The sequence below is a fragment of the Deinococcus sp. JMULE3 genome, from assembly GCF_013337115.1.
Lineage (GTDB): Bacteria > Deinococcota > Deinococci > Deinococcales > Deinococcaceae > Deinococcus.
Map to the genome: position 1 here is coordinate 149,590 of NZ_SGWE01000004.1, position 11,959 is coordinate 161,548.

The following is an 11,959-nucleotide window of genomic DNA, read 5'->3' on the forward strand; positions in this document are numbered from 1 at the left end:
CCCCTGCACGCCGTCCCTTCACCGGGGCGGCGTTTTCGTGCGCCGCGCACCTCACTGCACACTTTTTCTGTCCGGCACGTAGAATGGCCCGCATGCGTATCCGCCTCGACCCCTGGCCCGTGGACATAGAAGGCGGCCAGCTGAGCCTCCAGCCCTTCGGCGGAGAACTGATCGACATTGAAACGCCCCGCTGGGCGGCCATTCCCGCCCGTCCCATCCCGGACCGCCTGACGCAGGTGCTGGTCGTGGACGGCAAACGCCGGATGGAATCCCGCGTGTTCCTCGAAGACGATGAGGGCGGCGCCGGGATGGGCGGCTTCGGTGCGTACGTGGTGGGCGCCGTGAACCTCTGCCCGCACGGAACGCGGCAGGCGGAACTGCTGGACGTCCGCGCACAGCGGGTGCTGGCGCACGCGCCGGGCCTGCGGGTCAATCCCACCGAACTGTCCCCCCGCGATCCGCACACCGGGCAACTGCTGTACGTCCCGGTCCCCACCGAGAGTGCCGACCCGCTGGCCCCACTGCACCGCCTGCAGAGCCTGATGCTGGACGCCGAACAGGAGCTGTCCCACGCCTACGCCTCGGCCGTCCCGGCGGACGAAACCGACGACGAGGAACCCCTGACGGCCCTGACCCTGCAGGACGGGACGCTGCGGCGCGGCGGGGCCAACCTGGGCGGCGCTGTCGTCGGGTACGTGAAGACCATGCAGACGCAGTACCTCAGCACCGACCGCGTGGGCCTGCTGTCCAGCCTGAAACCGGGCGAACGCACCCCGATCCTGCACATGAAGTCCGAGACGGGCCGCAGCACGCGGTTCACGTGGTACGTGCGGCTGTGCGAGGCGGCGTTCTACCAGCACCCCATGAGCGGTGTCATGCGCCTGGAGATGTACGCCCCGCCGGAACCGGACTTCCTGCCCCGCTCGGTGCGTCAGGTGGCGAACCTGTCGGGCACGCTGCTGACGCGGCTGGGCAGCCGCGCGCACAAGGACCCGCGCGCGCCGCAGAACCTGATTCCGACGGCGGCGCTGGAGCAGGCGATGAACCGCTCGATGGGCAGCGCGGATCTGGTCACGCGGCGCATCCGGGCGCACATCGCGGCGACGTTCGGGCAGGGGGCCGTGGCATGACAGCCGTTGCGAGGGGCGCAGTGGTGGGCATGGTGCTGGGCACGCAGGACGTGACCCCCGTGAGTTTCTGGTTCGCGGTGCAGCCCGGCGCGAGCATCCAGCTGGACGATCTGGTGGTCGTGGGCACCCGCAAGCCCGACGGGGCGGAGGTGCGTTTCTACGGGATCGTGGATCACGTCCGCACCCGGCACGAGGGGGTGACGTTCGACAGTGACGTGCAGGACGTCGCGGCGGGCCTGCTGCCCGCGAGTGTCAGTTACGCGGCGCGGGTGCTGGTCACGCGGGTCCACCCGGAGAATTTCATTCCGCCGCAGCCGGGGGACGTGGTGCGGCACGCGCGGGACGCGGACCTGCGCATGGCGCTCAGCGCGGACAAGATGGGCGACCGCGCCTTCCCCGGTGGGCTGCTGGCAGACGGGCAGGTGCTGCCGCTGAACTACCGCTTCGTGAACGGCGAGAACGGCGGGCACATCAACATCAGCGGGATCTCGGGCGTGGCGACGAAGACCAGTTACGCGCTGTTCCTGCTGCACTCGATCTTCCGCAGTGGCGTGATGGGCGCGTCCGCGTCGGCGGGGCGGGCGCTGATCTTCAACGTGAAGGGCGAGGACCTCCTGTTTCTCGATCAGGCGAACAGGGACGTGACGACGCGCGAGGCGGACGCGCAGGCGCAGAAGGGCCTGCCACGCACCCGCTACGACCTGATGAATCTCCCGGCGGAAGCGTTCCGGGACGTGCAGTTCCTCGCGCCGCCCCGGCCCGGCAGCGCGGCGGGCGCGATCGTACCGCACGTCGAGCAGCGCGCCAGTGGCGTGACGCCGTTCCTGTACTCGCTGCGGGAGTTCTGCCTGCGGCGCATGCTGCCGTACGTGTTCGTGGACCGGGACGCCAGCGTGAACCTGGGCTTCGTCATCGGCAGTATCGAGGACCGCCTGTACCGCCTCGCGCAGGGGGCGGACACGCCATACCTGACCGTGGAGGACTGGCAGCCGGACACCGAGCAGCTGATCGACGAGGACGTCCGCTTCGACGAACTGGGCGGCGTGCGGATCAGCACCTTCCCGCAGCTGGTCGCGTACCTGGAGTACAAACTGCTCGACGCGAACGACGGCGAGGGCGACCGCAAGTGGGTGGGCAAGCAGTCCCCCGCCACGCTGCAGGCGTTCATCCGGCGGCTGCGGGGCGTGCAGAAGCACCTGACGCCGCTGGTGCGCGGGGACCTGAGTGCCGCGCAGGCCGCGCAGTACCGCCCGGACCCCCTGAAGCCCGGTGTGCAGACGACCGTGGTGGACATCCACACGCTGTCGGCCACCGCGCAGATGTTCGTGGTGGGCGTGCTGCTGCGCGACCTGTTCGAGCACAAGGAACGCGTGGGGCGGCAGGACACGGTGTTCGTCGTGCTGGACGAGCTGAACAAGTACGCGCCGCGCGACGGGGACAGCCCGATCAAGGACGTGCTGCTGGACATCGCCGAACGCGGCCGCAGCCTGGGCATCATCCTGATCGGCGCGCAGCAGACCGCCAGCGAGGTCGAGCGGCGCATCGTGTCGAACGCCGCCATCCGCGTGGTGGGCCGCCTGGACCTCGCGGAGGCCGAACGGCCCGAGTACCGCTTCCTGCCGCAGAGTTTCCGGGCGCGGGCGGGCATCCTCCAGCCGGGCACCATGCTCGTCAGCCAGCCGGACGTGCCCAACCCGGTGCTCGTGAACTACCCGTTCCCCGCGTGGGCGACCCGCAAGGACGAGGTGGACGACCTGCGCGGCAAGAAGGTCGAGGACGTCGGGGACGACTGGCTGCGCTGAGGGGCCGCCTGCACGGACACCGGGGGAGAGGCGCGGTGACCTCTCCCCCCGGTGTCCGTGTCGGTCAGCGGTCGTTGCCGGTCGTGCCGGGCAGCGGCTGGCCGTTCTCGTCGATGACGGTGACGCTGCTGTACGCGCCGGGCACGCTGACGATCGCCCAGGGGCTGGTGATGACCTGCGCGAGGATCGCGCCGGGCGCGGGGGCGGTCAGGCGGACGCGCAGGGTCAGCTGCCCGCCGCTGCCGGTCGCGCTGAGGACCTGAATGCCGTAGCCGCCGGTGGGGCGCTGACCGAGGAACACGCCGATCAGGGTGCGGCCCGTCACGCTGGGCGGGGTGGGGACGCTGCTCTGGCGGCCGTACGCGCGGGCGTACAGGCTGCTGGCGGCGCTGGCGGTCGTGGCGACCTGCACGCCGGGCTGGCTGGTGTTGGCGTTGGTGCCGGTGGCGATCTGGCTGAGGGTCACGTTGCCTCCGGGGGTGGGGTGACAGGCGCAGGGGTGACGGGCGTGGGGCGGGGAGGCTGGATCTGCGCGGTGGGCACGCTGCTCAGGATGTACAGGTCGCTGCGCAGGTGCTCGGTGGGTGCGGGCTCCACCGCCAGGGCCGGGGCGGGCTGGTTGGCGAGGACCGCGACGGCCAGCGGACCCTGGGGGCGCAGGGTGTCGCTCAGGACGCGGGCCTCGTCGTCCGTGAGCTGCCCGGCGCCCTGCAGGCCGTCCACGCGGGTGCCGCCGACCGTGCCGCTGGTGCCGTTCAGGCGGGTCCAGCTCTGCCCGTCGGTGTAGTACACGGCGCTGATCTGCGCGCCGCTGGCGGGCGTGACGTTGAACGCGCTGCCCTGACGGGTGACGGTGACCTGCGCGGCGATGGGGGTGGTGGCCTCGCGGTAGGTGGCCTTGCCGTTCACGCTGAGGCTGCCGGGCGTTGCGATGGGGTCCTGCACCTGGGCGCGCAGGTCGGCGGTCTGACTGCCGAGTTTCACGCTGCTTCCGCTGCCCTGCAGGGTCCCGTACACCCAGACGACGCGTTCCTGCGCGCCGCCGTACAGGACGGCCTCATGGACTTTCAGGTTGCCGGGGCCGGTCATGGAGCATGCGCTGAGCAGTCCAGCGCCGAGGAGGGCGGCGGCGAGCAGGGTTCGTTTCATGCGTCCCAGCTTATGAGCGCAGTCTGACCGTGGACTGAACACCGCCTTTCAGAAACCCTGACGCTTGGCGGCGCGGCCAGACGGCATCTCCGGTCAGGCGGTTCCGGCGAGGAGTTCGCGGGCGTGGCTCAGGGCGGCTTCGCTGGTGTTGCCGCTGAGCATCCGCGCGATCTCCTCCAGGCGTTCGTCGGGCGTCAGGAGGCGCACGCGGCTGACGGTGCGGCCTTCCTCGACGCTCTTCTCGACCTTGTAGTGGTGGTCGGCGCGCGCGGCGATCTGCGCGAGGTGCGTGACGACCAGCACCTGCCGCGTGGCGGCCAGGGCGCGCAGCTGGTCGGCGACGGCGTGCGCGGCGCTCCCGCCGATCCCGGCGTCCACCTCGTCGAAGACCACGGCGGGCGTGTCGGCACCCAGGACGGTGCTGATGGCGAGCATCACGCGGCTGAGTTCTCCGCCGGAGGCGACGTCGGCCAGCGGGGCGAGGTCCTCGCCGGGGTTGGCGTTGAAGTGCAGGGTCACGTCGCTCAGGCCGTGCGGGCCGGGTTCGTTCAGGGCGCCCAGGTGGAAGGCCAGTCGGGCGTGCGGCATCCCCAGCTGCCGGATGACGGCCAGCAGGTCGCCCGCCAGGGGCGCGGCGCTCTCGCGGCGGGCGGCGTCCAGCCTCTCCCCTGCCTCCTGCACGCGGGCGCGCAGGGCGTCCACCTCGGTGTCCAGGGTGCCTGCGTCCTGTTCGTCGCGGGTCAGGTCGGCCAGTTCGGTCTCGACCTGCGCGTGGAAGTTCAGGACGTCCTCCAGGGTCGGGCCGTACTTCGCGCGGAGTTTCCCCAGCGCGCCCAGGCGGGATTCCACCCGCGCGAGTTCCTCCGGGTCGGGGGCCTGATCCTCGGCGACGCCACGCAGTTCCCCCACGACCGCCTGGATGCTGGCGAGGGCCTCGCGCAGTTCGCTCTGCAGCTGGGCGGTGGTGTCGTCGAAGCGCGCCCCGGCGTTCAGGGCGCGGGCGGCCTCGTTCAGGAAGCCCAGGGCGTTCTCGTCCGCGTCGCTCAGGAGGTGCAGCGCCCCGGCGGCGCTCTGCGCGATGGTGTCGAGGTTCGCCAGCCGGGTCAGGTCGGCCTGGAGGGGCTCTTCCTCGCCCAGCTGGGGACTGACCTCGGCGATCTCGCGCGCCTGGAACTGCAGCAGGTCGAGCTGCCGGGCGCGTTCGCGTTCGGTGGCGCGCAGGCGCTCCAGCCGCGCGCGGGCCTCCTGCCACTCGCGGTACGCGGCGGCGTACGCGGCGTGCGGCGCGTCCACCTGACGGTCGAGCAGGGCGCGCTGGTTCGCGGGCGTCAGGAGGCTGACCGCCGAGTGCTGCCAGTGGATGGTCAGGCGGCGCTGCGCCCACTCCTGCAGTTCGCGCAGGCTGACGACCTCGCCGTCCAGGCGGGCAGTGCTGCGGCCCTGCGTGGTCACGCGGCGGCTGGCGATCTCGTCGCCCCAGTGGCCGGTGACGAGCAGGTCGTCCTCGCCGCTGCGGATCAGGTCGGTGTTGCTGCGGCTGCCCAGCAGCAGGCCCAGGGCGTCCACGATGATGCTCTTGCCCGCGCCGGTCTCGCCGGTGAAGACGCTCAGGCCGCCGCTGAAGTGCAGGTTCAGGGTGCGGATGGTCGCCAGATTCCGGACTTCCAGGGTGTGCAGGGGCGGCAGGGCGGGTGAAGCGTCGGGTCGCGGGGCCTTGCGGGTCACGCCCCCGAGTGTAGCGCGCCCCCCCGCAGCGGGAAGGATCAGTGGGTGACGTTCGGGCCTGTGGGGAGGGCGTGCGGGTGGGGCACGCGGGCGCGGAACATGAATGAGGCGTTACGTTCCGCCCACACTGGGCTCGGGAGCGGGTCAGAGAATGGGCCGCATGACCCGGTCGCGCAGCCCTGCACGCTGCACGGGCGCGGCGGGCGATAAGGAGTCACCATGAACAACACGGAATCGACCGGCGGCGTCAGCAAGCGCAGCCTGGTGCTGCTGGGGGCCCTGGCGGGCCTGATGACGAACCGCGACACGCGCCGCGCCCTGGTGGACGGCACCCGCACCGCCTGGAGCGGCACGCAGCACACCCTGAGCGACAACGTGCGGCCCGCGCTGCTGTCGGCGGCCAGTCAGGCGGCGCAGCTGGCGCAGGACACGGCGCGCAGCGGCGCGCACACACTGTCCAGCACCGCCAGCACCCTGAAGGACGAGGCCGCGCCCCGCGCGAGCGCCCTGCTGGAGAGCGTGCTGCACGCGGCGAGTGAACTGGCCGGGCAGGCGCAGGAGGCGGCGGCCCGCGCGGCGGCGGCGGGCAGCGAGCAGGCGCGCACGCTGGGTCACGAGGCGGGTCGAGTGGCGGCGGATGCCGGTCAGACCGTGCAGGTGCAGGCGCAGCGCGGCCTGAAGAACGCGGCGAAGGCGACCCGTCCGGCGCGGCGCGCGGCGGCCCTGACGCTGTCGGACGCGTCGGGGGCGGCGACGGAACTCCTGGCGAACGTCCAGGACACGGTCAGCAGCACCCTGCACGAGGCCGTGGACGGAGCCGAGGCCCGTCGTCGCCGCGTGGAACGCACCCTGCGTCAGGCACGCCGAGACGCCGAGCGTGACCTGCGTAGCGGGAAGCGCAAGCTGAGCAGCGGACAGCTGGAACGCGCGGTGAGTCGCAAGTTGGCCCCGCTGGAGAAGCAACTGGGCCGTGAATTGAAGGTCATCGAGAAGCAGGTGCGCCGCGCCCGCAAGGATGACCGCAGCAGCGGGGGCGGCAGCGCCGTGGCGACCCTGGTGCTGCTGGGGACGGGCGCCGTGGTGCTGGCCCGCGTGCCCGCCGCGCGTCAGGCGATCCTGAGCGCCGTGGAGAAGGTCAGCCCCGAGGCCGCGCAGGGCCTGCACGACGCGGGCCGGAACGCCCGGAACCTGATCGGGTCGATGTGGCTGGACCGCATCGAGGAGCCGCAGGCGACGCCGGCGCCCGGCGCGGCGAAGACCACGCAGGCGGCGACGACCGGTGCGGCGGCCGCGGGCGCGGTGGCTCCGGACGCTCCGGCGGCGGCGAAGACGGCAGCGCAGGACGGCGCGGCGAAACCCGACGGTCAGACCAAGCAGACGAACTGAGTTTTACCGGAGAAACGAGGTGCCTTCCCGTGATGGGAGGGCACTTTTTCGTGGCTGCAGGGTGCCTGGGTGGTCGGGGTGTCCGGCTATTCTGTTCGGCTGTTGAACAATAGTCAGGGGCGTGGACCTTGCACCCGGTAATGGATGGGTACGGGAGTGATGGACACTGAGATGTCGCGTTGCAGCGGGCGCCGTCGCGTGTAAGGTCGTCCGCCTGTAGAGGACATCGGAGGCTGTTGTCCCCGAAAGTGTGACACCACAAAGGTTGGACTGGAATCGCTTCACAGGCGACAATTCCGATGTAACTTCGAACACCAATTCAACCCGGCACACCCGTGCCACCCCTGAACCCGGAGGACCCATGAGCCTGACCGCGACCAACCCGCTGGCCGACCTCGGCATCAAGACCGCCACCATCCACCTCAACCCCGGCGTGGACGCCCTGTACGCCGACGCGATCCGCCTCGGCGAGGGCGTGCAGGCCGCCTGCGGCCCCCTCACGGTCCGCACCAACAAGACCGGCCGCAGCCCCAAGGACCGCTTCATCGTCGAGGACGACCAGACCCGCGACAGCGTCTGGTGGGGCGGGTTCAACACGCCCATCAGCCCGGTCGTGTTCGACCGCCTGCTGGACAAGATGACCCGCTACGCCGAAGGGAAGGAACTGTTCGTGCAGCAGGTGTACGCCGGGACCGACCCCCGCTACCGCATCGGCTGCCGCATGGTCACCGAGATGGCGTACCACTCGCTGTTCATCCGCAACATGTTCGTGCGCCCCACCCCTGAGGAACTCGCGGACTTCCACGAGGACTGGACGGTCCTGAACATCCCGTCCTTCAAGGCGGACCCCGCCGTGGACGGCGTGCGCAGCGACACGTTCATCATCGTGAACTTCACGCGGAAGATGATCATCGCGGGCGGCACCCAGTACGCCGGTGAGAACAAGAAGGGCATCTTCGGCGTGCTGAACTACCTGCTGCCCGAAGCGGGCGTCATGCCGATGCACTGCTCCGCGAACGTCGGCGAGGGCGGCGACGTGGCGCTGTTCTTCGGCCTGAGCGGCACCGGCAAGACCACCCTGAGCGCCGACCCCAGCCGTAAACTGATCGGCGACGACGAGCACGGCTGGACCGACAGCGGCGTGTTCAACTTCGAGGGCGGCTGCTACGCCAAGGTCATCAACCTGAACGCCGAGGCCGAACCCGCCATCCACCGCACCACCCGCACCTACGGCACCGTGCTGGAAAACGTGGTGCTCGACGCGCAGGGCCAGCCCGACCTGAACGACGGTTCGCTGACCGAGAACACCCGCAGCGCCTACCCCATCGACCAGATCGACAACGTGCAGCCCGGCTCCATCGCAGGGCACCCGAAGAACGTGGTGTTCCTGACCGCCGACGCGTACGGCGTGCTGCCCCCCATCAGCCGCCTCAGCGCCGAGCAGACCATGTACCAGTTCATCAGCGGCTTCACCGCGAAGATTCCCGGCACGGAAGACGGCGTGACCGAACCCAGCCCGACCTTCAGCACCTGCTTCGGCGCGCCCTTCATGCCCCGCCACCCGGGCGAGTACGCCCGCCTGCTGGCGCAGAAGGTGCAGCAGAGCGGCGCGCGCGTATGGCTGGTGAACACCGGCTGGAGCGGCGGCATGTACGGCCAGGGCAAACGCATGAGCATCGCCCACACCCGCGCCATGATCAATGCGGCGCTGTCCGGCGCGCTGGACGACGTGCCCTTCGAGAAGGAAGGTTTCTTCGACCTGGAGATCCCCACCAGCGTCCCCGGCGTGCCCGAGGGTGTCCTGAACCCCCGCGACGCCTGGGCGGACAAAGGCGCCTACGACCAGACGGCCCGCAAACTGGCCCGCATGTTCCGCGAGAACTTCAAACGCTTCGAGGACGGTGTGGACGCCGCCGTCACGAACAGCATGCCCAACCCCGACACGAACTAAGCAGGTCACGAGGCGGCCTCCCACGCTGGGGGGCCGCCTCGTGCCGTGCGCTTACTTGAACTTGACGCTGGCGAGCACCTTGTCGAAGGTGCTGCTCGCCGCCGCGAAGCGCGCAGGCGTGTCGGTCAGCTGGAACGAATACAGGTTCTTCGCGCCGACGCCGTACCAGACGCGCATCTTCAGCGAGCCCTTGGGGTGGGTCAGGGTGTAGCTGCGCTCCAGGCCGCTCAGCGCGCCGATCTTCAGGGTGCGGCTGGCGGTCTGCTTCACGGTCGCGCCGGTGCCGGTCATGCCCGCCTCGAACTTCTTGAATTCACCTTCGGGGGTGGGTTTGCCGCCGGCCTTGTCGACGAACAGCAGGCGCATCAGGGTGGCGGGTGGGGCCTTGGCGGACACGATGGACACGCCGATGGTGCCGTCCTTGAAGTCCACGCCCAGCCAGCCCTTGGGGAGGCTGACCGTGAACGGCAGTTTCGGGTCGCTGAAACTCACCAGGGTCTGAGCCTGGGCAGTGCCGAGCGTGGCACCGAGCACCAGGGCAGGCAGGGTGAGGGTGGACAGGATCGCGGGGCGGGAGAACTTCATGAGGGGCACCGTAGCGCCCGAATGTGAGCGTCCACCCTCCGGGACGTGAACGAGTCCTGGGACCCGGTCAGCGGGGGATCAGGCCGGGGCGGGGCCACAGGCGCAGGTCGGCGGGTCCGGCGGCGTCACGCAGGTCCACCGGGCCGTACACGCGGCTGTCGAGGCTCTCGCCGATGCGGCGGTTGTCGCCCATGACCCACACCTTGCCGGGCGGAACGCGCAGGGCGGGCTGGTCGTCCACGAAGCCCTGACTGGCGTAACTTTCGGCCAGGGGCGGCCGTTGACGACGACCCGCCCGTCCCGGATGGCGACCGTGTCGCCGGGCAGGGCGAGAACGCGTTTGACGTTGTACTGGCGGTGCCGCAGGCCGTACAGCGTTTCATAGGCGTAGGGGCTGTCGGCGGGCGCCTTGAAGATCAGCAGGTCGCCCCGGCGCGGGTACGGGCCGCCCAGGCTCCAGGCGCGCAGCCAGCGGGGGTATTTCAGGAGGACCAGCACGTCGCCGCTGTTCAGGGTGGGGTTCATGGAGTCGCCGTCCACGCGGGCCAGCGTGAAGCCGAAGGTGGTCAGCAGGTACGCGGCGGCGGCGCTGATCAGCCAGGGGCGCCAGCTGTTGCCGGAGGAGCCGTCGCGGGAGGGGTGGGGGGCGCGCTCACAGGCCCCGAGGGTAGCGCAGCGGGCAGGCAGAGGATCCTCTCACGCGCCTCATGGCCGGAGAGGGGAGCAATCCGGAAATCCACGCGGCTTCACACGGTCCGGCGGTCCGGGCGTCCGGGTGAACCGCCTTGAGCCGGTGCCCATGAGTGCAGACCGCGCCGCAACTGCCTTCACGGTCACTTCAGATTGGGTAGCGGACAGGTGTCCGGACCCGTTACCCTGACGCGCATGACCGCTGAAGGGAAGACGGAACTGAAGATCGACAAGTACCACGAGGGGACCGGCGCGCAGGCGCAGGCCGGGAAGATGGTCCGCGTGCACTACACCGGCATGCTGGAAAACGGGCAGAAGTTCGACAGCAGCCGCGACCGTGGCGAACCCATCGAGTTCCCGCTGGGCGTCGGGTACGTGATCCAGGGCTGGGATCAGGGCATCGCGCAGCTGCGCGTGGGCGACAAGGCCAAGCTGACCATCCCCGCCCACCTGGGGTACGGCGCGGCGGGCGTTCCCGGCGTGATCCCCGGCGGCGCGACGCTGGTGTTCGACGTGGAACTGATGGACGTCCGCTGAGCGTCAACCTTCACGATCAGCCCCGACCTGCGCGGTCGGGGTTTTTTCATGCCCCGCGCCGGGGTGGTGCAGACGACCGGCCCCGCCTGACCGGGGGTCCCCTTGTGCGCTGTCCATAACTTCCGTAAACTTCGAAAGACATGAAAGCCCTGGGACAGTCGTGATCGAAGGTCGGCGCAGCGAGATCGTGGCGCTGGTCCGCCAGCACGGCGAACTGGGCGTCACGGAACTCTCCGGGCTGCTGGGCGTCTCGGAGGTCACGGTCCGCAGTGACCTGAGCGCCCTGGCCGCCGCCGGGCACGTCCGCCGCACGCGCGGCCGGGTCAGCCTGCCGCTGGACCTGCGCCGCGAGGCCCCGCTGGAAACCAGCATGCGCGAGTTCGCGGCCGCCAAACGCCGCATCGGGCAGGCGGCAGCCGGGCTGGTGCAGAGCGGCGACACGGTGTTCCTGGATGTGGGCAGCACCACCTCCGAGGTGGCGCGGGCGCTGTCCCCCTCCCTGCAGGACGTGACGGTCGTGACGAACGGCCTGAACATTGCGCTGCTGCTGGAGCGCCTGCCGGGCGTGCGGGTCATCGTGACCGGCGGAACGCTCCGGCCCCTGCAGCACTCGCTGGTCAGCCCGTACGCCCTGGACGTGCTGCGCCACATTCACGCCGACCGGCTGTTCCTGGGCTGCAACGGCGTGCATGCCGGGACGGGCGTAACGAACGCGAACCACGAGGAGGCCGAGGTGAAGCGTCTGATGGCCGAGCAGGCACGCGAGGTGGTGGTCGTCGCGGATCACCGCAAGCTGGGCGTGGTCAGCCGGGCGTTCATCACGCCGCTGGACCGCGTGTCGACGCTGATCACGGACCGCGCCGCGACCTCTCCCCCGCCGGACGTGCTGAGCGCCGTGAAGGACGTGCGCGTGGTGTGATCTGCCCCTCAGGCCGCCGCAGAAACCGGTTACTCCCCACTCCCCACTCCCCACTCCCCCCCCCCCCCCCCCCCCCCCCCCCCCC

At 70.6% G+C, this 11,959-nt stretch carries 10 protein-coding genes and 1 pseudogene; 6 read left to right on the plus strand and 5 right to left on the minus strand.

The window, feature by feature from the left end; translation table 11 throughout:
* The first annotated feature begins 83 nt into the window (after positions 1–83).
* Both EXW95_RS03590 and EXW95_RS03595 read left to right on the plus strand, forming a co-directional pair.
* Positions 84–1,130, plus strand: a complete 1,047-nt coding sequence (locus EXW95_RS03590) for a DNA double-strand break repair nuclease NurA (protein ID WP_174366302.1) — start codon at positions 84–86, stop codon at positions 1,128–1,130.
* Entirely contained in the window at positions 1,127–2,932 is a 1,806-nt protein-coding gene (locus EXW95_RS03595; protein ID WP_174366303.1) for an ATP-binding protein, read from the plus strand. Before EXW95_RS03590 ends, EXW95_RS03595 begins: the two co-directional genes overlap by 4 nt.
* Positions 2,933–2,996: 64 nt before the next feature.
* On the opposite strand, the gene EXW95_RS21265 is transcribed toward EXW95_RS03595, so the two are convergent.
* The 3 genes from EXW95_RS21265 to EXW95_RS03605 form a co-directional block, all read right to left on the minus strand.
* Positions 2,997–3,398, minus strand: coding sequence for a protease complex subunit PrcB family protein (locus EXW95_RS21265; RefSeq protein WP_371809891.1), 402 nt, complete (start codon positions 3,396–3,398; stop codon positions 2,997–2,999).
* The gene (locus EXW95_RS20485; protein ID WP_254605487.1) at positions 3,395–4,081 is read right to left on the minus strand and encodes a hypothetical protein; all 687 of its coding nucleotides are present in this window, start codon (positions 4,079–4,081) and stop codon (positions 3,395–3,397) included. Before EXW95_RS20485 ends, EXW95_RS21265 begins: the two co-directional genes overlap by 4 nt.
* A 93-nt stretch (positions 4,082–4,174) precedes the next feature.
* Positions 4,175–5,806, minus strand: coding sequence for a DNA repair protein RecN (locus EXW95_RS03605; RefSeq protein ID WP_174366304.1), 1,632 nt, complete (start codon positions 5,804–5,806; stop codon positions 4,175–4,177).
* Between the two features lie 219 nt (positions 5,807–6,025).
* Between EXW95_RS03605 and EXW95_RS03610 the strand changes: the two genes are divergently transcribed.
* Together EXW95_RS03610 and pckA are read left to right on the plus strand one after the other, a co-directional pair.
* On the plus strand, positions 6,026–7,192 hold the full coding sequence (locus tag EXW95_RS03610; RefSeq protein ID WP_174366305.1) for an alginate biosynthesis protein AlgP: 1,167 nt from the start codon (positions 6,026–6,028) through the stop codon (positions 7,190–7,192).
* A 361-nt stretch (positions 7,193–7,553) separates the two neighbouring features.
* Entirely contained in the window at positions 7,554–9,143 is a 1,590-nt protein-coding gene (gene pckA / locus EXW95_RS03615) for a phosphoenolpyruvate carboxykinase (ATP) (RefSeq protein ID WP_174366306.1), read from the plus strand.
* Between the two features lie 51 nt (positions 9,144–9,194).
* On the opposite strand, the gene EXW95_RS03620 is transcribed toward pckA, so the two are convergent.
* Both EXW95_RS03620 and lepB read right to left on the minus strand, forming a co-directional pair.
* Positions 9,195–9,728: a hypothetical protein gene (locus tag EXW95_RS03620; RefSeq protein WP_254605488.1), complete on the minus strand. Its 534-nt coding sequence runs from the start codon at positions 9,726–9,728 to the stop codon at positions 9,195–9,197.
* A 67-nt stretch (positions 9,729–9,795) separates the two neighbouring features.
* Positions 9,796–10,268 (minus strand): annotated as a pseudogene (lepB, locus tag EXW95_RS03625) (signal peptidase I).
* A gap of 345 nt (positions 10,269–10,613) precedes the next feature.
* On the opposite strand from lepB, the gene EXW95_RS03630 reads away from it, so the two are divergent.
* Positions 10,614–10,955: an FKBP-type peptidyl-prolyl cis-trans isomerase gene (locus tag EXW95_RS03630; RefSeq protein ID WP_160977438.1), complete on the plus strand. Its 342-nt coding sequence runs from the start codon at positions 10,614–10,616 to the stop codon at positions 10,953–10,955.
* Positions 10,956–11,115: 160 nt separating this feature from the next.
* Positions 11,116–11,874 carry a DeoR/GlpR family DNA-binding transcription regulator gene (locus tag EXW95_RS03635; protein WP_371809892.1) on the plus strand — a complete coding sequence of 253 codons (759 nt, stop codon included), beginning with the start codon at positions 11,116–11,118 and terminating at the stop codon, positions 11,872–11,874.
* The last annotated feature ends 85 nt before the right edge of the window (positions 11,875–11,959 follow it).